The following is a 19496-nucleotide window of genomic DNA, read 5'->3' as shown; positions in this document are numbered from 1 at the left end:
TCAGAGCCGCTGGGCCGCTCCCGTCGGGGTCGCGCCGCGGGTGTCCAGCAGCAGTTGGGCCTTCACCGACAGCCCCTGCAGGTCGTACGTGCGGTGCTGCTGGAGCAGGATCGTCAGGTCGGCGTCGGCGGCCGCCTCGTAGAGCGAGTCCGCGCGCGGGACCGGGCGGTCCAGGACGCTCCACGCGGGCACGTACGGGTCGTGGTAGCTCACCGAGGCGCCCAGCTCCATCAGCCGGATCGCGATCTCCTGGGCCGGAGTGCCCTGCAGATCGGCGAGGTCGGCCTTGTAGGTGACGCCGAGCAGCAGCACGCGCGCGCCCCGGGCGGACTTGCCGTGCTCGTTGAGGAGGGTGGCGGCGCGCTGGACGACGTAGCGGGGCATGCGGTGGTTGACCTGCTGGGCCAGCTCCACCATGCGCAGTCCACGGCTGGCCCGCCCGCTCAGATCCTGCGGGACGCCGTGCCCGCCGACGCCGGGTCCGGGGCGGAACGCCTGGAAGCCGAAGGGCTTGGTCTCGGCGCAGCGGATCACGTCCCACAGATCGACGCCCAGCTCATGGCAGAGGACGGCCATCTCGTTGACGAGCGCGATGTTGACGTGCCGGAAGTTGGTCTCCAGCAGCTGGACGGTCTCCGCCTCGCGCAGCCCGCGAGCGCGGACCACCTTGTCGGTGAGCCGGCCGTAGAAGGCGGCGGCCGACTCGGTGCAGGCGGGGGTGAGGCCGCCGATGACCCTGGGGGTGCCGGCGGGGGTGTGGTCGCGGTTGCCGGGGTCGACCCGGCTGGGAGAGTAGGCGAGCTGGAAGTCGCGCCCGGCGCGCAGCCCCGAGCCCTTCTCCAGCAGCGGCCGCAGGAACTCCTCGGTGGTCCCGGGCAGCACGGGGGACTCCAGGATGACCGTGGTGTGCGGACGCAGCCGCTCGGCCAGCGTGCGGGCGGCCGCCTCCACCTGGCCGAGGTCGAGCCCGCCGTCGGCGTCGCGCGGGGTCGGCGCGCAGATCACGGCGGTGCGCACCCGGCCGAGCTGCGCCGGGTCGGTGCCGGGCCGGAACCCCGCCGCATGCATCCGGCGCAGCTCGGCGGGGCTGAGCGAGCCCGCCTCGGGACCGGTGGCATAGCCGATGGTGGGGATGCCTGCGGCGACGGCGGCCTGGGCGAGCGGCAAGCCGTAGGGACCGAGTCCGATGACGGCGAGGTCTGCGGGCATGGCGTAGGCCGTCCTTCCCAGTAGCCGAAGCGGGACAGTTGCGCAACCGCTGTGGACAGGATGAGCGAGCGCTCTGTCAGACTAGGTACATATATGAGTGTTATGTGTGATTGTGTTCGTGTGTCTTCCGGGGATGTGCGCGAGTTGTCCACAGGTGGGAAGCCCGTGGTGGCTGAACCCGGGCAAGCCGGTCAGAATTTGGGCATGAGGAGGGGATGAACCGGGCTTCGCCCGCCGGGTGCGGCCGACGCGAGCGAGTGTGCGACAGCGGGAGGCAGCGGTGAGGACAGCGACTCTGGGGCCGGAGCAGCGCGCCGAGGCACTGGCGGCGATGGCGGAGCGGGAGCTGGACGTCCTGGTGGTCGGGGGCGGAGTGGTCGGGGCCGGGACCGCGCTGGATGCCGTCACGCGCGGGCTGTCCACCGGGCTGGTCGAGGCCCGTGACTGGGCTTCCGGCACCTCCAGCCGGTCCAGCAAGCTCATCCACGGCGGGCTGCGCTATCTGGAGATGCTCGACTTCGCCCTCGTACGGGAGGCGCTGAAGGAGCGCGGGCTGCTGCTCGAGCGGCTCGCCCCGCATCTGGTCAAGCCCGTGCCGTTCCTCTATCCGCTGCAGCACAAGGGGTGGGAGCGGCTGTACGCCGGTTCGGGGGTCGCGCTCTACGACGCGATGTCCATGGCGCGCGGGCACGGCCGGGGGCTGCCCCTGCACCGGCACCTGACCCGCCGTCACGCCCTGCGTGTCGCCCCCTGTCTGAAGAAGGACGCCCTGGTCGGCGCCCTGCAGTACTACGACGCCCAGATGGACGACGCCCGTTTCGTGGCCACCCTGGTGCGCACGGCGGCGTCGTACGGCGCGAAAGCCGCCAACCGTGCGCGCGTGACCGGGTTCCTGCGCGAGGGCGACCGGGTCGTCGGCGCGCGCGTGCAGGACGTCGAGGGCGGCGGGGAGTACGAGATCCGCGCCAAGCAGATCGTCAACGCGACCGGTGTGTGGACCGACGACACCCAGGCCATGGTGGGCGAGCGCGGCCGGTTCCACGTCCGCGCCTCCAAGGGCATCCACCTCGTCGTGCCCAAGGACCGCGTCCACTCCACCACCGGCCTGATCCTGCGCACCGAGAAGTCCGTCCTGTTCGTCATCCCCTGGGGCCGGCACTGGATCATCGGCACCACCGACACCGACTGGGACCTCGACAAGGCCCACCCGGCCGCGTCCAGCGCCGACATCGACTACCTGCTGGATCACGTCAACTCGGTGCTCGCGGTGCCGCTCGGCCGCGACGACGTCCAGGGCGTCTACGCCGGTCTGCGCCCGCTGCTCGCCGGGGAGTCCGACGCCACCAGCAAGCTGTCCCGCGAGCACACGGTCGCCCACCCGGCGCCGGGGCTCGTGGTCGTCGCGGGCGGCAAGTACACCACGTACCGGGTGATGGCGAAGGACGCCGTCGACGAGGCGGTGCACGGCCTGGACACGCGCGTCGCCGAGTGCGTGACCGAGGAGACCCCGCTGCTGGGCGCGGAGGGGTACCGGGCGCTGTGGAACGCGCGAGCGCGCGTCGCCGCCCGCACCGGGCTGCACGTGGCCCGCGTCGAGCATCTGCTGAACCGGTACGGCTCCCTGGCCGAGGAGGTCCTGGACCTCGTCGCCGCCGACCCCGCCCTGGGCGAGCCGCTGCAGGCCGCCGACGACTACCTGCGCGCCGAGGTGGTCTACGCAGCCTCGCACGAGGGCGCCCGTCACCTGGACGACGTGCTCACCCGCCGTACCCGTATATCCATCGAGACGTTCGACCGGGGCACCCGCAGCGCCCGCGAGGCCGCCGAGCTGATGGCGCCGGTCCTCGGCTGGGACAAGGACCATGTCGAGCGCGAGGTCCAGCACTACGAGAAGCGGGTGGAGGCCGAGCGCGAGTCCCAGCTCCAGCCCGACGACCTGACGGCGGACGCGGCCCGGCTGGGGGCGCCGGACATCGTGCCGCTGTAACGCCGCCAGGGCCGGAAAACGGCCTGAAGCGGAGTCAAGGGGGCGGCTGCGGCCGTGGCTTCGGTCCTTTTGCAGGCCATCGTCCCGATAAGCGGAACGGCCACTTCAGGGAGGCACCCTGGGCGTCGGCCACTTGTCGGGTGAGAGACAATGGAGGCTCTGTCAGGGCGGGTTGCATGAGGGGACGCATGTCGGAGGCGGAGCGGGCGGGCACTTCTCGTCAGGAGACTCGTCAGGACAAGAGCGAGCGTCGTCTCCTCGCCGGGCGGTACCGGCTGGGGGACGTCCTGGGCCGCGGCGGCATGGGCACGGTGTGGCGGGCCGAGGACGAGACCCTGGGCCGGACGGTGGCCGTCAAGGAGCTGCGGTTCCCGTCGAACATCGACGAGGAGGAGAAGCGACGCCTGATCACGCGCACCCTGCGCGAGGCCAAGGCGATCGCCCGGATCCGCAACAACAGCGCGGTGACGGTCTTCGACGTGGTCGACGAGGACGACCGGCCGTGGATCGTCATGGAGCTGGTGGAGGGCAAGTCCCTCGCCGAGGTCATCCGCGAGGACGGCGTGCTGGCGCCCAGGCGCGCCGCCGAGGTCGGGCTCGCCGTCCTCGACGTGCTGCGCTCCGCGCACCGCGAGGGCATCCTGCACCGGGACGTGAAGCCGTCCAACGTGCTCATCGCCGAGGACGGCCGGGTCGTGCTCACCGACTTCGGCATCGCCCAGGTCGAGGGCGACCCGTCCATCACCTCCACCGGCATGCTCGTCGGCGCCCCCTCCTACATCTCCCCGGAACGCGCCCGCGGCCACAAGCCGGGCCCGGCGGCCGACCTGTGGTCGCTCGGCGGCCTGCTGTACGCGGCGGTGGAGGGCACGCCGCCGTACGACAAGGGGTCGGCGATCGCCACGCTCACCGCGGTGATGACCGAGCCGCTGGAGGAGCCCAAGAACGCGGGCCCGCTGCGGGACGTCATCTACGGCCTGCTCACCAAGGACCCGGCCGAGCGGCTCGACGACGCCCGCGCCCGGGCCATGTTCAACCAGGTCATCCACGCGCCCGAGCCGGAGCCGATGGACGAGACCCGGGTCGTTCCGCTGCCCGCGCAGCCCGGTCCGGCCGAGGGCAGGCGGGGCGAGGAGGCCGGGGAGAAGCTGCGCGGCGCGCTGCGTTCGGTTCGCAAGGCGGCGGGGGCCGCCACGGCCGGGTCGGGGACGCGCGCGAAGAGCGCTGGGGACGCGGGTACGGCTCCTGCGGCCGGTGGCCCGGCGGGCACGAGCGGTGCGTCGGGTACGGGCCGTTCGGCGGGCGTGGGCGGTTCCGTCGCCGGTGGGGTGCGACCCGCCGCTCCCGGTGGGACCGGGGGTTCGGGTGTCGTACCCGGTGCGAGGTCGGCCGGTTCGGCTTCCGCCGCCGCGGGTGGGCCGAACTCCAGCCCGACCAAGCCGAGTTCCGGCTGGCCGGTGGTTCCGCCGCCGGACCTGGACCTGCCGCCGCGGCCGGTGCCGAGGGCGCCGCTGACCGATGTGGTGCCCAAGCGCACGCTGGTGATCATCGCCGTGGTGGTCGTCCTCGCGGTGCTCGGCACGGTCCTGGCGATCGCCCTCAACGGCGGCGGCAAGGACGACAACGGCGGGGCCAGGAGCACGGCGAGCGCGTCCGCCAAGGAGGACCGGAGCGCGGGCAGCGCGGCGCGGACGGGCGGGGCGACTTCGTCGTCCGCCGGTACCCCTTCGGCGGCGAACACCAAGCCCGACGGGAGCGCGAGCCCGTCCGCCGCCGGCTCCGCGCCGGTGGTGTCCACCCGCAAGGGCGGCCAGGGTTACTCGATCGGGCTACCCAAGGGCTGGTCGTACAAGTCCAGCGACGACGCGGGTGACCGCTACACCGGGCCCGACGGGCAGAGGCTGCTGGTCGCTTGGACGAGCACGCCCAAGGACGACCCGGTGGCGGACTGGGAGAACCAGGAGCGCTACATGGTGCGCTCCCACTACCAGAAGGTCCGCATCGAGAAGGTGGACTACCGGGGCTGGAACACGGCCGACTGGGAGTTCACCTACGTCGAGGGCGGCACCGAGTACCGCACCGTCGACCGGGGTTTCGTCGTCAACGGCCATCTCGGCTACGGGCTGATGTACACCGCGAAGGCGGCGGACTGGGGCAGCGCGCTGCGCGAGGACACCTGGAAGACGCTGACGGCCTCCTTCACGCCCAAGTCGTAGTCACCGCACGGTGGTTTAGGCGTCACATTCCGGCATCCGCTCAATGCGGGTTGCCTCCGGCACGTATCGTGAATGGTTGCGGACCGTACGCAGCCGCATGTCTGTGCGAAACGGGTCGTGAGGCGAACGGATGTGACCAACCGGGCGGCCGGGGGAGGCAACGTGGACGACTACGCGGGTCGGGTGCTCGCCGACCGCTACCGCCTGCCGTTGCCGCCGTCCGACGAGTACGAACTCACCGAGACCCGCGCCTTCGACACCTACAGCGGACAGGAAGTCCTCGTCCGGCAGGTGCCGTTGCCCGAGGTCGTCGAGGCCGAGGTGCTCGACGCGGAGGGGCTGCCGGAGGGGTTCACGGCGCGTGAGCGCGGGGGGCGGCGGGTGACGCCGGATGCCCGTACGGCGACGCGCCGCCCCGCCGACCCGGCCGTACGACGCGCTGTGGAGGCCGCGCAGGCTGCCGCCCGGATCCCCGACCATCCCCGGCTGGACCAGGTCTTCGACGTGTTCGCCGAGGGCGGGTCCCTGTGGATCGTCAGCGAGTGGGTGGCCGCGCGTCCGCTGTCCGCGTTCCTCGCCGAACAGCCGCTGTCGCCGTACCGGGCGGCCGAGGTCGCCTCCGACGTGCTCATGGCACTCCGGGTACTGCACGCCCACGGCTGGGTGCACCGCAACATCACCGCCCGCACCGTCCTTGTCTGCGAGGACGGCCGCGTCCTGCTGACCGGCCTCGCGGTCGGCGCGGCGGAGGAGGCACTGTGCGGGTACGACCCGGTGCCGGGGCAGGACGACGAGGCGGACGAGACGGCCCCCGGCGCCGGCGGTACGTCGGCCGGTGGTCAGGGAGTCGGCGTGTCCTCCCTCGGTGCGGCCGGCGGTGTTCCGTCCGCGGACATCGACCCTGAGGCCGCGCGCCGGGCCGCGATCCAGGCGAGGGCGGCCGGAGGGCTGCCCGGTGCGAACGGTGCGTCCGACGGGCCCGGTGTGGTCGGCGGTCCGACGGGGCAGCGGGCGCTGGAGAGCGGGGCGGGTGGGACGAGTGGGACGAGTGGGGCGGACATCCGTGCCGCCCGCGCCGGGGCCATCGCGGCGTACCGCGCGGGTGCGCGTGCCGCCGCCCGGGTGCAGGAGACCCACCCCGCGCTGCCCGGCGCCCGCCCGCCCGCGGAGGGCGACACCGGTGCGGGCCGGGCCGACGCCACGGCGCAGCCGCCGTACCCCGGCGGACCGGGCACGACACCGCCCGGCCGGATCGCCGACCCGTACGGCGTACAGGGCACCCCCTGGCACGGCGCCTCACCCCGCACCGCTCCACCCCTGGACGGCGCCACCCAGCGCCCTGGGCTGCCCTCGGGCGACCACCCGCACCACCCGTCCGTACCGGGCCAGGCTCCGGCCCACCGCACGGGCCCGGACTCTCTGGGGCCGGCCGCAGCCCCCCACGCCGGTCCCGCGCTGCCCCCGGGGGACCCGTACGCCCCGCCCGTACCCGGTCAGCCCCCAACCCCCCACTCCGGCGCCGGCCCCCTCCTCCCCGGCCAGGGCACGCCTCCCCATGTCCCGGAGCTCCCACAAGCCCCCGCCCGCTCCCGTTGGGACGCTCCCGCCGGTCTTGCCGGTCCTCGGCGCGGTCCTGCGAACCCGTTGGCGGCTGAGCGGGCTCGGCAGGTGCGGATGACCGTTGTCGGGCCCGTGACCGAGCGGTGGGCGCCGGAGCAGGCCGGGCCCGTACACGAGAACTGGCAGTTGGCGGCGCCCATCGGGCCCGCCACTGATCTGTGGGCGCTTGGGGCGTTGTTGTTCCGGTCCGTGCAGGGGCACGCGCCCTATCCCGAGGAGTCCACCGCCGAACTCGTGCAGTTGGTGTGCGCCGAGCCACCCGCCTTCGCCGAGGAGTGCGGTCCGCTGCGGCCGGTCGTGGAGTCGCTGCTGCGGCAGGATCCGACCGAGCGGCTCGACTTCGAGGAGTTGAACGGCTGGCTGCGCTCGCTGGTGCGGTCCGCACCCGAGCCCGACGCCGGTACGCACGTGGTGCCCGTCCCACCCGCCGACCCGCGCCGGCTGCCCATCGTCCGGCGCCGCGGCGAGCTGGTGCGACTGCGGCGCCGGCGTACCAGGGCGGCGGAGGCCCAGTCGCCGCACGGACGGCACAAGCGGGACCGGGAGCGAGCCCGGGACGAGGCCCGGTCGCCGCGCAGTCTCGGCCGGACCCTGCTTCTGCTGATCCTGCTTCTCCTGGCCGGCGCGATCGCCTACGCGATGCTGTTCATGCCGAAGCAGGGAGGCAACGGCGCGACGGGCGGTGACCGTACCGGCAGCGCGGGGGAGGTGAGCGCCGCTCCCTCCCGCACCCAGCAGCCGTCCTCCGGGCAGTCCGCGGACGGCGGCCCTTCCGCGTCCGCACCCGGCACCGACACCACCGAGACACAGACCGGCGGCGATTCCTCCGTCGCCGACGGGTTCACCCTGCGCACCGACCCCGCCGGCTTCAGGATCGCCGTCGCCAAGGGATGGGACCGCACGCCCAAGAACGGCAGCGGGCAGATCGTCTACGCGCACGGGAACTTCGAGCTCGTCGTCGTACCCGGAAGGGACAGCGCCGCCACCTACGGCAGCGACCCCATGGGCTACCAGCGGGACAAGGAGAGCGAACTCCAGCCGTACCGGGACTCCAGCTGGGCCACGGCCACCGGGCTGCGGACCATCGAGGTGGGCGGACGGACCATGGCCGAGGGGCAGTTCACCTGGACCGACGGGCAGGGGCGCGACCTGTTCGTGCGCAACATGGCGATCCTGCTGAACGGCCGTTATCACGTCATCCAGGTCCGTGGTCCGGAGTCCCAGCGGGACGAGGTGACGCGGCTGTACGAGCAGGCGACCGCGACGTACCGCTACACCGGTTGAGCGCCCTGTGCACGAGGGCGGGGACAAGCGTCACAGTGCTGTCACCTTGGTACCCCGCTTGTTCCCTGCGGGGTAGCCGGTCCTTAGTCTGACCCTGTCAAGAGCATTGCGGGGCAACGTGAATCAGATGCAGGGCCTGCTCATAGCGGGCCGCTACCGGCTCGCCGATTCCATCGGCAGCGGCGGCATGGGCCGGGTGTGGCGCGCCCACGACGAGGTGCTCCACCGGACGGTCGCCGTCAAGGAGTTGACCGCCGCCCTCTACGTCTCCGACGGCGACCGGGCCGTGCTGCTCGCCCGCACCCGGGCCGAGGCGCGCGCCGCCGCGCGCATCAACCACTCCGCCGTCGTCACCGTGCACGACGTCCTCGAACACGACGGCCGCCCCTGGATCGTGATGGAGCTGGTCGAGGGCAACTCGCTGGCCGACGCGGTCAAGGAGCGGGGGCGAGTGGAGCCGTCGGAGGCCGCTCGCATAGGGCTGTGGGTGCTGCGGGCGCTGCGCGCCGCGCACTCCGCCGGGGTGCTGCACCGGGACGTCAAGCCCGGCAACGTGCTCCTCGGCCGGGACGGCAGGGTCCTGCTCACCGACTTCGGCATCGCGCAGATCGAGGGCGACACCACCATCACCCGCACCGGGGAGGTCGTCGGCTCGGTCGACTACCTCGCGCCCGAGCGGGTGCGCGGCCACGACCCGGGCCCGTCCTCGGACCTGTGGGCGCTCGGTGCCACGCTGTACACAGCGGTCGAGGGCCGTTCCCCGTTCCGCCGCACCTCGCCGCTCAGCACCATGCAGGCGGTCGTCGAGGAGGAAGCCACCGAACCGCGCCACGCCGGTGCGCTCGGCCCGGTCATAGCCGCCCTGCTGCGCAAGGAGCCCGCTCAGCGGCCCAGCGCGGAGGAGGCGGAGCAGATGCTCGCCGAGGCGGCGGAGGGCCGCCGGCCGAGCGCGGCACAGGCCTTCGTCCCGACCCAGAGCTCAGGTGTGCACACCGGGTCGGGTTACGGCACCTCCGCGACCGGTTACGGCACGGACGTGTCCTCGGGCATGGGCCGTACGGCGACCGGGCCGACGGCCGTGGCGCCCACACCGCCCGTGCAGCCCACACCATCCGGACCCGCGGGCCGGGGTGCGGCGAAGGCACGCCCCCGCCCCCGGCGCCGGCTGCGCAGCCTCGTCCTCGTCGTCGCGGCAGCCGCCGTGCTCGGCGGTGGTGCGGCGGTCGCCTTCCAGGAGTGGGGCGGAACGGGGAGCGGCACCTCCGCGAGCGGCGGTGCGGGCCCGGCCACGTCACCCTCCGCGAGCGACACCGGCACGCCGGGCTCCGACGGCACGGTCCCGGACAGCTGGCAGACCTATCACGACCCGCTCGGCTTCACCCTCTCGCTGCCCAAGGGCTGGAAGCGGAAGGTCTACGAGGTCCAGGGCCCCCTCAAGCAGATCGACTACAGCCCGGACGGCGGCCTGCACTTCGTCCGTATCGCCATCGACAGCTCCCCGGACTTCGCGACCCCCCTCCAGCACCAGCAGGACCTGGAACAGCAGCTCCAGCGGCTGGTCGGCTACAAGCAAGTGCAGATGCAGGAGAACATCTACCGCGACCGCAAGGGCGCGCAGTGGGAGTACACCTGGACCGCGCTGAAGAAGGACCCGCCGTACGTCCCCGGTCCGCGGCACGCCATCGAGGAGACGTACTACTCGCGCGCGGGCATCGAGTACGCCATCTACATGTCGACGCCGGCCGGGGACTGGGCGAAGACCAGCAAGCAGTTCAAGTGGGTGCTGCAGAGCTGGCAGCAGCCGGCCAACGGCTGATACGGCCGAAAACGCTGGTTGAGCGCCCCGGCTTGGCCGATCGGTGTCCCGGAGCGCATGGGTCCGGTGCGGCATGATGGGGCGCATGGGGACCGAGGGCGCCGACTTCCGGGTGATCGCGGGCCGTTACCGCCTGGAGGCACGCATCGGGCGCGGCGGCATGGGCGTCGTGTGGCGGGCGAGCGACCAGCTGCTCGGGCGCCTGGTCGCGGTCAAGGAACTCCTCCCGGACGACTCGCTCCCGGACGACGACACCCGCCGCCGCCGGGACCGTACCTTCCGTGAGGCGCGGGCGGTCGCCCAGCTGCGGCATCCGCACATCATCGTCGTGCACGACGTCGTGGAGCAGGACGAACGGCCGTACCTGGTCATGGAGTTGGTCGAGGGCGGTTCGCTCGCCGACCGGATCGCCCGGGACGGGCCGGCCGACGCCGCCGAGGCCGCGCGCATCGGCATCGCCCTGCTCAGCGCCGTGCACACCGCGCACGAGGCGGGGGTGCTGCACCGGGACATCAAGCCCGCGAACGTGCTGATCGAGTCCGGCACCGGCCGGGTCGTGCTCACCGACTTCGGCATCGCGCAGGTCGCGGGCGCCACCACGCTCACCGAGACGGGTTCCTTCGTCGGCTCGCCCGAGTACACCGCGCCGGAGCGGATGTCGGGGGTGCGCACCGGGCCGGAGTCCGACCTGTGGTCGATCGGCGCGCTGCTGTGCACGGCTCTCAGCGGCGCCTCGCCGTTCCGGCGCGACTCGATCGGCGGCATCCTGCACGCCGTCGTCGCCGCCGAGATCCGGCCACCCGCCGAGGCCGAGCCGCTGCTGCCCGTCGTACGGGGCCTGCTGGAACGCGACCCCGACCGCCGCCTCGGCGCGGCCGACGCCGAGCAGATGCTGCTCGCGTACCTGGAGACGGGACGGACACCGGAGGCGCCGGGTACGGCCGGTACGGCGGGCGGCGGGCGCGGGCACCACCGGATCGGCGGGGGCCGTACGACCAGGTCCGGGGCGGCAGGCGGCCGTACAGGGAGCCGTACCGCAGGCGGACGTACGGAGAGCCGTACGCCGCCGGGGGCCGCCGCGCCCTACTCGCCGACCCAGCCGGACCTTCCGCACGGCACCTCGCTCCCGCCCGCCGAGTCCGCGCCGCCGGCCGGCTCGCCACCCCGGGCCGCCACGCGCGGGGTGCTGATCGCTGCGGTGCTCGTCGCCGCGCTGGCCGGGGCGGGCGTGTCGGCGGCGTTGCTGCTGCGCGGCGACGATGCCGGGGGCGGCGGCAGCCCCGGCGGTACGGCGACGTCCCCGGCGACCGGCACCGGCACGAGCCCTGTTTCGCCCTCGCCCCGCCCGACGGATACCAACTCCCGTACCGCACCCTCCGGTTACCGCACCGCCCGAGACCCGGCCGGCTTCTCCCTCGCCGTACCGGGGGACTTCACCCGCAGCCCGCAGGGCGAGCGCGTCTTCTACCTCTCTCCGGGGGAGACCTTCCGGCTCGGCATCAAGGTCACGGTGGCCCAACCGGGCGGCCCGCAGGGCGCGATGGAGCGGTCGGCGGCCGAGGGCCCGCACACGAACCCCGGTTACCACGACGGCCGGATCACCCGCACCACGCACGCCGGACACCCGGCCGCGCTCTGGGAGTTCACCTGGGACGGCTTCAGCGCGGCCGAGGGCCCGCGGCACACGTACGACCTGTGCTGGGAGGAGTCCGGGCGGCTGTACGACGTGTGGGTGTCGGCGCCGGTCGGGAAGGTGCGCGAGGCGCGGGAGTACTTCGACGTGGCCCTCGACACCTTCTCGGTCACGGCTTCGTGACCGGTTCGGGTGAGGTGCCGAGGGTCCGGTAGCGGCCCGGGGTGATCCCGAACTCCCGGCTGAAGGCGTGCGAGAGGGCGTACGGGCTGCCGTACCCGGTCTCGCGGGCCACCGTCGCGAGCGGCGCGTCGGAGCCGCGCAGCCGGGTCGCCGCCAGGGTCAGCCGCCACCAGGTCAGATACGCCATCGGCGGGCGGCCGACCAGGGCGGTGAAGCGGCGGGACAGGGTGGCCCGGGAGACGCCCGCGCGGGCGGCCAGCAGGTCGTTCGTCCAGGGCGCTGCCGGGTCGGAGTGCAGGGCGTGCAGGGCCGCCGCCGTCGCCGGGTGGGCCAGGGCGGCGGGCCAGCTGCCGGTCCGGGCGGCAGGCGATCCGGCGGTCCGGGCGCGGGCCGCCCAGGCGCGGATCATGTAGACCAGCAGCAGGTCCAGCAGGCCGGGCAGCACCAGGCTGGCGCCGGGACGGCCGGCGTCCGCGTCCAGTTCCCGGGCCAGCAGGTCCACCGCCGAGCGCAGTTCGGGGCAGTCCGCGTCGCCGGCCGGCAGCCGCACCACCTCGGGCAGTTCGGCGAGCAGGGGGTGGGTCCGGCTGCGGTCGAGGCGGTACTTGCCGCACAGCAGCCGTACCTCGGGCCCGGTTCCGGGGAGGGACAGATCGGTGTCCCGCACCTCTTCCAGGGGGCGGGCCCGGCGCGCCGCCTCCGGGCCCGCCGCCCGGTCCGCCAGCACATGCCCGGCCCCGTGCGGCACCAGCACCACGTCCCCGGCCCCCAGCGGCACCGGCGTGCCTTCGCCGTCGTCCGGCAGCAGGGTGCAGGCGCCGCCCAGCACGACATGAAAACCCGCGCCCTCGTACGGCACCAGCCGCACCGCCCAGTCGCCGCGCACCCGCAGCAGGCTGGAAGAGGGCCGCCCCACCCGGACGGCCGAGATGGCATCACTGACGACGTCCATGAGACACCAGCGTATCCGGTCGAGGCGATCGAGCATTGGAACGCTCACACCCGGCTCCTAGCGTGGAGGTATGACCGAAGAGAGCGTGCAGAGGTTTCTGATCGGGGACGTCGAGGTCCTGCGCATCGTCGAATGGCAGGGGCCTATCGCGTCCGCCCGGCAGCTCGTCCCGGACTGCGGTCCCGGGCTGTGGCAGGAGTACGAGGACCAGCTCGCCCCCGGGCACTGGGAGCCCGGCGCCGATCTCGCCGTATCGGCGCTGCAGACCTGGGTGGTGCGCAGCGCCGGGCGGACGGTGCTGGTCGACACGGGTGTGGGCCGGGACCGGGAGCGGCCCGGCCTGCCGATGTTCCACCGCCGTCCCGGCGATCTGCCGGGGCGGCTGCGCGCGGCCGGGGTGGATCCCGGCGCGGTGGACGTCGTCGTCAACACCCACATCCACGCGGACCACGTCGGCTGGAACACCCAGGCTGTGGACGGCGAGTGGGTGCCCGCCTTCCCGCGTGCCCGGTACCTCCTCCCGGCCGCCGACGACCGCCACTTCGGGCCCGAGGGCGGGTACGGGGGCGGGGCGCGCGTGGCCGACCGGCTGCTGTACGAGGACAGCGTGGCCCCGGTGCACCGGGCCGGTCAGGCGGTCCGGTGGGAGGACACGTACCGGATCGACGCACACCTCGTGCTGGAGTCCGCCCCCGGCCATACGCCGGGCTCCTCCGTGCTGCGGGTCGAGTCCCGCGGTGAGCGGGCGGTGTTCGTCGGGGATCTGCTGCACAGTCCGGTGCAGATCCTGCGCCCCGAGTGCAGCAGCTGCTTCTGCCTCGATCCGCGGCAGGCGGCCACCACCCGGCAGCGGGTGCTGGAACGGGCGGCGGCCGAACGGGAGTTGGTCGTGCCGGCCCACTTCGCCGGCGGGGGAGGGGCGGTGGAGGTGCGGAAGGCGGCCCGGGGGTTCACGTTTCACCGGTGGGCCGCCTGAACCGTCCGCATCCGAAAAGGGACGCTGACCGCCCGCTTCGACAACGGCGTGGTGCGCACGGTACTCATGTGGCATGACTGGAGACGGCGAACACCCGCCCGGCGTACGTCTGATCGGTGGCCGCTACCGGCTCGCCGGGCGTCTCGGGTCCGGGCCGACCGGAACGGTGTGGCGGGCCCGGGACGAGCAAGGGGCCGACGAGGTCGCCCTCAAGGAGCCGCTGCTGCCCGGCGATCCGGCCGACGACGAGGACAGCCGTCGTATCGCACACCGGCTGTACACGGAGGCCAGGGCGGCCGCCCGGGTGAGCCACCCGTCCGCCGTCACGGTGCTGGACGTCGTCACCGAGGGCCATGTCCCGTGGATCGTCATGGAGTTGGTGGAGGGCGAGTCGCTGCGCGAGGTGCTGCGGCGCGGGCCGCTGCCGCCCGTCGAGGCCGCCCGGATCGGGCTCGCGGTGCTCGGCGCCCTGCGCGCCGCGCACGCCGTCGGCATCGTGCACCGGGACGTCAAACCGGCCAACGTCCTGCTGGAGTCCGGCACGGGACGGGTGGTCGTCACCGACTTCGGGACCGGCGACGGCCACCCGGCGGACGCGCCCGCCGGATTCGTCGCCCCCGAGCGCGCCGCGGGCCCCGGCGCCGGACCGGCCTCCGACCTGTGGTCCCTGGGCGCGCTGCTGCGGGCCGCGGTGGGGGAAGACGCCGAGGACACCGACCCGGTACGGCTGGGCGCGCTCGGCCCGCTGCTGGACCGGCTGCAGGCCGACGAGCCGGCGGCCCGCCCCGACGCGGCGCAGGTCACGGCGGCGCTCCAGGACTACCTCGGGCTCCCCGTCGTACCGGAGCCGGAGCTGGAAACGGCGCGACCGGCGCCCGCTCCCGAGGTCGTACCCTCCCCCGATCCCCGTCGCCGCACCCCCCGCACCGCGCTCGGCCTGCTGCTGGCGAAAAAAGCCGGACTCGAATGATCGTTCTGTTCGGTCGACCGTCAACGCCCTGATCAGCACATTCACTGCCAGTGATCACTGGCGGCGTGTGAGCACTCCGTGAATCCCCGTTACCGACGGGTACACAAAGGCTTCGCTCCGGCATACCCTGCGCCTCATGACGGACACGCAGGCCTCGGACATCGCCGGTACCAACCCCCTCGCGCCCGCCCCCGAGGGCGCCCGCACCGCCGCCGACGTGGTCACCCCGGAACTGGTGGCCCGGCTCACCAAGGGCGTGGCCGGTTCCGGCCGGACCGCCAACCACACCCCGTTCACCGGCGAGAAGCTGGCCGACCTGCCCGAGTCCACCCCGGAGGACGTACAGAAGGCCTTCCAGGCCGCCCGTACCGCGCAGGCCGTGTGGGAGAAGACCCCGGTGGGGCAGCGGGCCGCCGTCCTGCTGCGCTTCCACGACCTGATGCTGGAGCGGCAGGCCGAGGTCCTCGACCTCATCCAGCTGGAGACCGGCAAGGCCCGGCTGCACGCGCACGAGGAGGTGCAGGCCGTCGCCGTCGCGGCCCGCCACTACGGCCGCCGGGCCGCCGCCTATCTGAAGCCGAAGCGGCACACCGGCGCCATCCCCACCCTCACGAAGGTCACCGAACTGCGCCACGCGCGCGGGGTCGTGGGCCAGATCGCCCCCTGGAACTACCCCCTGGAGCTGTCCGTCGGCGACGCGCTGCCCGCCTTCGTGGCCGGCAACGCGGTGGTCATGAAGCCGGACACCGAGACCTGCCTGACCGCGCTCTGGGCGCGTGACCTGCTGATCGAGGCCGGCCTGCCCGAGGGCGTCTTCCAGGTGGTGCTCGGCGAGGGCCCGGTGGTCGGCCCGGAGGTGGTGCGGCACGCCGACTACGTCTCCTTCACCGGCTCCACCCGCACCGGCCGCGAGGTCGCCCAGGGCGCCGCCGCCCGCCTGGTCGGCGTCTCCCTCGAACTCGGCGGCAAGAACGCCATGCTGGTGCTGGACGACGCCGACATCGAGAAGGCCGCCGCCGGAGCCGTACGCGCCTGCTTCTCCTCGGCGGGCCAACTCTGCATCTCCATCGAGCGGTTGTACGTCCACGAGTCGGTCGCCGACGCCTTCCTGGAGCGCTTCGCCGCCCGCACCCGGGCCATGCGGCTCGGCAACTCCCTGGCCTACGGCGCCGACATGGGCTCGCTGGTGGGCGAGCGCCAGCTGAAGACCGTGGCACGGCATGTGGAGGAGGCCGTGGCGAAGGGCGCCAAGGTGGTGGCGGGCGGCACCGCTCGCCCGGACATCGGCCCGTACTTCTTCGAGCCCACCATCCTCGACGGCGTGGAGGACTCCATGGCGGTGTGCGAGGAGGAGACCTTCGGCCCGGTCGTGTCGATCTACCGTTTCTCCTCCGACGACGAGGCGGTCGAGCGCGCCAACGCCACGCCGTACGGCCTCAACTCCTCGGTCTGGACGACCAACTCCCGGCGCGGCCGCGAGGTCGCCGCCCGCCTGCGTACCGGCACGGTCAACGTCAACGAGGGCTACGCGCCCGCCTACGGCAGCGTCCAGTCCCCGATGGGCGGCATGAAGGACTCCGGCCTCGGCCGCCGCCACGGCTCCGAGGGCATCCTCAAGTACACGGAGGCGCAGACGGTCGCTCAGCAGCGGCTGCTGCCGATGGCGCCGTCGCTGGGGATGGACGACCAGAAGTACGCGGCCTTCATGAGCCGGAGCCTGCGCCTGATGAAGGCATTCCGCTTCCGCTAGCCGACTCCCGTTCGCCCAACCCGTTCTCGACGAGGAGAGCATGTGCCACAGGACACCTACGACTACGACGTCATCGTGGTGGGCTCGGGCTTCGGCGGTTCCGTCACCGCCCTCCGCCTCACCGAGAAGGGCTACCGCGTAGGTGTCCTGGAAGCCGGCCGCCGCTACACCCGCGAGACCCTCCCCAAGAACTCCTGGGACCTCAAGAACTACCTCTGGGCCCCGAAACTCGGCCTCTACGGCATCCAGCGCATCCACCTGCTGGGCAACGTGATGGTGCTGGCCGGCGCAGGCGTCGGTGGCGGCTCGCTGAACTACGCCAACACCCTCTACGTACCGCCGAAGGCCTTCTTCGAGGACCCGCAGTGGAAGGACATCACCGACTGGCAGGAGGAGCTGAAGCCGTACTACGACCAGGCCCGGCGCATGCTCGGCGTCCGGCTGAACCCGACCATGACGCCGTCCGACGTGCATCTGAAGGCGGCGGCCCAGCGGATGGGTGTCGGCGACACCTTCCACCTGGCCCCGGTGGGCGTGTTCTTCGGCGACGGCAAGGACGCCGACGGCATGGCGAAGGCGGGCCCGGGGGAGCCGGTGGCGGACCCGTACTTCGGCGGGGCGGGGCCGGAGCGCAGGGCGTGCACCGAGTGCGGTGAGTGCATGACCGGCTGCCGGCACGGCGCGAAGAACACCCTCAACGAGAACTACCTCCACCTCGCCCAGCAGGCGGGCGCGGTGGTCCACCCGCTGACGACGGTCGTGTCCGTCACGGACGACTCGCGCGGCGGCTACGCGGTGGCGACCCTGCCGACGGACCGGAAGAAGAGGGGCGAGGGCCGTCTCTTCACCGCCCGGAAGGTCGTCCTCGCGGCCGGCACCTACGGCACCCAGACCCTGCTGCACCGCATGAAGGCGGGCGGTCAGCTGCCGTATCTGTCGAAGCGGCTGGGCGAGCTGACCCGCACCAACTCCGAGGCGCTGGTCGGCGCGCAGACCGACAACCGCCGCTACCGCAGGGCGCACGGCACGGCCCAGGCCGACTTCACCCAGGGTGTCGCCATCACGTCCTCGATCCACCCGGACGAGAACACCCACATCGAGCCGGTCCGCTACGGCAAGGGCTCCAACGCGATGGGCGGCCTGTCGATCCTCCAGGTGCCGTACGCGGAGGGCTCCTCGCGCGTCCTGGCCTGGCTGGCGAACGCGGCCCGGCACCCCCTCCTGGTCGCCCGCTCCCTCTCCAACCGCCGCTGGTCGGAACGGACCATCATCGGCCTGGTCATGCAGTCGCTGGACAACTCGCTGACGACGTACCTGAAACCGGACGGCGTCGGCAAGGGACTGCTGACCGCCCGCCAGGGCCACGGGGCTCCCAACCCCAAGCAGATCAAGGCCGCCACGGAGGCCGCGACCGTGCTCGCCGCCGAGATCAACGGCTTCGCGGGCAGCAACGTCGGCGAGCTGATGGGCACCCCGCTGACCGCGCACTTCCTCGGCGGCTGCCCGATCGGCGACTCGGCGGAGACGGGCGTGATCGACCCGTACCACCGGCTCTACGGCCACCCCGGCATCTCGGTCGTGGACGGCGCCGCGGTCTCGGCGAACCTGGGCGTGAACCCCTCGTTGACGATCACCGCGCAGGCCGAGCGCGCGATGTCCTTCTGGCCGAACAAGGGCGAGGAGGACCCGCGTCCGGCGCCGGGAGCGGCGTACGAGCGCCTGCAGCCGGTGCGGCCGGACTCCCCGGCGGTCCCGGAGGACGCCTTCGGCGCCCTGCGCCTGCCGTTCCTGGGAATGCCGGCGGTGCCGCCGAAGAAGTAGCCGCACACAGGTGAGGGACCTGCATCCCCCTCCGAAGGCAGGTCCCTCTCAGCCGTTTTTTCGACTCGGCACGTTTGATCGCCGGAAACCCTGAACGGTTGCTCTGGCCACACAGGATTTCCTGTGTGGCGTCCGTCACATGCCCTTGGCCGCTCCGCCGTACGCCTGCGGGCATGACGAAGGGCCCCGCGGGACGGAGGAGCCGCGGGGCCCTTCTTCGGTCAGCACCGGCGTCAGAGCAGCGCCGGTGCCCGGGAACGACGCCGGGGTGCGCCGCCGGCTCTGTGGTCCCGGCCCGTGACAGGCGGGGTCGGTGCAGCCGTGCCGTTGTCTGCGCGGGGACTCGGGGCTTCTGCGCAGCGTGCGGAATGGGCGCCACATCCGCAACCGTTCGACCCGGCACTGGTGTATATGTGCAGTTTTCCGCCGACCGGCCCCGGGCGTCCCCGGAGCCGGCCGTTCTCTTGGGTGACCGGGCTGCTGTCCCCTGCCGTCCGGTCACTTCCCCGGAGCGAGGTCCCACGGCGTACGGCACGACCCGTACGCCTCATCGCTCCAGCGAGCCACGCGTGGTTCTGTCGGGCCCGCCCCTGGCTGGCACGGACATCCCGATCAACGAAGGGGTGCGCGGGCCGGTCACGCGCCGTACGGGTGAGACGGCGATCGAACTCAGATACGGTCCTGGGGCCCGACGCTCAGACACGGCCCCGGCACAGTTCCAGCAGGGTCATGGCGAGGGAGGTGCCGGGCTTGCCGAGGGCCTCGCGGTAGCGGCCGAGGATCTCCATCTCGCGGGAGAGGTGCACGCGGCGTCCGCCGGAGGCGATCCGGGTCTGCTGCACGACGGCGGAGACGGCCATCCGCTCCTGGATGAGACCGATGATCCGGTCGTCGAGCACGTCGATGCGCTCCCGGGCGTCGGCGATGGTCTCTTCCGGTGTGGTGGTGGTCATATCGGGGCTCCTCGCTCCTTGGTGAAGGTGGCTGGGACGCCCCGGAACGGCAGGACCCGGAAAACGCCAGACGCCCCGGGCCTTGTCGGCCCGGGGCGCCTGGGAAGTCGCTTGGCGTTGCGCTCA

12 protein-coding genes are annotated in these 19496 nt (G+C 73.2%); 9 read left to right on the top strand and 3 right to left on the bottom strand.

Annotation, left to right across the window (positions count from 1 at the left end; all coding sequences use genetic code 11):
* Window positions 1–1209 carry a nucleotide sugar dehydrogenase gene (locus ACH47Z_RS16770; protein WP_399074128.1) on the bottom strand — a complete coding sequence of 403 codons (1209 nt, stop codon included), beginning with the start codon at window positions 1207–1209 and terminating at the stop codon, window positions 1–3.
* A 280-nt stretch (window positions 1210–1489) separates the two neighbouring features.
* Between ACH47Z_RS16770 and ACH47Z_RS16765 the strand changes: the two genes are divergently transcribed.
* The 5 genes from ACH47Z_RS16765 (at window position 1490) to ACH47Z_RS16745 (ending at window position 11948) form a co-directional block, all read left to right on the top strand.
* A complete protein-coding gene (locus ACH47Z_RS16765) occupies window positions 1490–3196 on the top strand; it encodes a glycerol-3-phosphate dehydrogenase/oxidase (RefSeq protein ID WP_399074126.1) in 1707 nt (568 codons plus the stop codon).
* Between the two features lie 188 nt (window positions 3197–3384).
* Complete coding sequence (locus tag ACH47Z_RS16760; RefSeq protein ID WP_399074124.1) at window positions 3385–5412, top strand: serine/threonine-protein kinase; 2028 nt, start codon at window positions 3385–3387, stop codon at window positions 5410–5412.
* 162 nt (window positions 5413–5574) lie between these two features.
* Complete coding sequence (locus ACH47Z_RS16755) at window positions 5575–8316, top strand: protein kinase (protein ID WP_399074122.1); 2742 nt, start codon at window positions 5575–5577, stop codon at window positions 8314–8316.
* Window positions 8317–8443: 127 nt separating this feature from the next.
* Entirely contained in the window at window positions 8444–10132 is a 1689-nt protein-coding gene (locus ACH47Z_RS16750) for a serine/threonine-protein kinase (RefSeq protein ID WP_399074120.1), read from the top strand.
* A gap of 85 nt (window positions 10133–10217) precedes the next feature.
* Window positions 10218–11948: a protein kinase gene (locus ACH47Z_RS16745; RefSeq protein ID WP_399074118.1), complete on the top strand. Its 1731-nt coding sequence runs from the start codon at window positions 10218–10220 to the stop codon at window positions 11946–11948.
* Here ACH47Z_RS16745 and ACH47Z_RS16740 read toward each other — a convergent pair.
* The gene (locus tag ACH47Z_RS16740) at window positions 11935–12900 is read right to left on the bottom strand and encodes an AraC family transcriptional regulator (protein WP_399074116.1); all 966 of its coding nucleotides are present in this window, start codon (window positions 12898–12900) and stop codon (window positions 11935–11937) included. The genes ACH47Z_RS16745 and ACH47Z_RS16740 overlap by 14 nt on opposite strands.
* Before the next feature lie 70 nt (window positions 12901–12970).
* On the opposite strand from ACH47Z_RS16740, the gene ACH47Z_RS16735 reads away from it, so the two are divergent.
* The 4 genes from ACH47Z_RS16735 (at window position 12971) to ACH47Z_RS16720 (ending at window position 18417) form a co-directional block, all read left to right on the top strand.
* On the top strand, window positions 12971–13876 hold the full coding sequence (locus ACH47Z_RS16735) for an MBL fold metallo-hydrolase (RefSeq protein ID WP_399074114.1): 906 nt from the start codon (window positions 12971–12973) through the stop codon (window positions 13874–13876).
* 73 nt (window positions 13877–13949) lie between these two features.
* On the top strand, window positions 13950–14846 hold the full coding sequence (locus tag ACH47Z_RS16730; RefSeq protein WP_399074112.1) for a serine/threonine-protein kinase: 897 nt from the start codon (window positions 13950–13952) through the stop codon (window positions 14844–14846).
* 136 nt (window positions 14847–14982) lie between these two features.
* The gene (locus ACH47Z_RS16725; RefSeq protein ID WP_399074110.1) at window positions 14983–16596 is read left to right on the top strand and encodes a succinic semialdehyde dehydrogenase; all 1614 of its coding nucleotides are present in this window, start codon (window positions 14983–14985) and stop codon (window positions 16594–16596) included.
* A gap of 42 nt (window positions 16597–16638) precedes the next feature.
* Window positions 16639–18417 carry a GMC family oxidoreductase N-terminal domain-containing protein gene (locus ACH47Z_RS16720; RefSeq protein WP_399074108.1) on the top strand — a complete coding sequence of 593 codons (1779 nt, stop codon included), beginning with the start codon at window positions 16639–16641 and terminating at the stop codon, window positions 18415–18417.
* Between the two features lie 695 nt (window positions 18418–19112).
* Here ACH47Z_RS16720 and ACH47Z_RS16715 read toward each other — a convergent pair.
* Entirely contained in the window at window positions 19113–19370 is a 258-nt protein-coding gene (locus tag ACH47Z_RS16715) for a chorismate mutase (protein WP_399074106.1), read from the bottom strand.
* Between the last annotated feature and the right edge of the window lie 126 nt (window positions 19371–19496).

The organism is Streptomyces sp. NPDC020192 (assembly GCF_044388685.1).
In the GTDB taxonomy this organism is placed as follows: Bacteria; Actinomycetota; Actinomycetes; order Streptomycetales; family Streptomycetaceae; genus Streptomyces.
This window is presented reverse-complemented; position numbering and strand designations above follow the sequence as displayed.

Bases quoted from the DNA above. Each gene is read 5' to 3' on its own strand.
- ACH47Z_RS16760 (WP_399074124.1), top strand. From the start codon at position 3,385: ATGTCGGAGGCGGAGCGGGCGGGCACTTCTCGTCAGGAGACTCGTCAG.
- ACH47Z_RS16725 (WP_399074110.1), top strand. From the start codon at position 14,983: ATGACGGACACGCAGGCCTCGGACATCGCCGGTACCAACCCCCTCGCG.
- ACH47Z_RS16770 (WP_399074128.1), bottom strand. From the start codon at position 1,209: ATGCCCGCAGACCTCGCCGTCATCGGACTCGGTCCCTACGGCTTGCCG.
- ACH47Z_RS16750 (WP_399074120.1), top strand. From the start codon at position 8,444: ATGCAGGGCCTGCTCATAGCGGGCCGCTACCGGCTCGCCGATTCCATC.
- ACH47Z_RS16735 (WP_399074114.1), top strand. From the start codon at position 12,971: ATGACCGAAGAGAGCGTGCAGAGGTTTCTGATCGGGGACGTCGAGGTC.
- ACH47Z_RS16740 (WP_399074116.1), bottom strand. From the start codon at position 12,900: ATGGACGTCGTCAGTGATGCCATCTCGGCCGTCCGGGTGGGGCGGCCC.
- ACH47Z_RS16715 (WP_399074106.1), bottom strand. From the start codon at position 19,370: ATGACCACCACCACACCGGAAGAGACCATCGCCGACGCCCGGGAGCGC.
- ACH47Z_RS16745 (WP_399074118.1), top strand. From the start codon at position 10,218: ATGGGGACCGAGGGCGCCGACTTCCGGGTGATCGCGGGCCGTTACCGC.
- ACH47Z_RS16730 (WP_399074112.1), top strand. From the start codon at position 13,950: ATGACTGGAGACGGCGAACACCCGCCCGGCGTACGTCTGATCGGTGGC.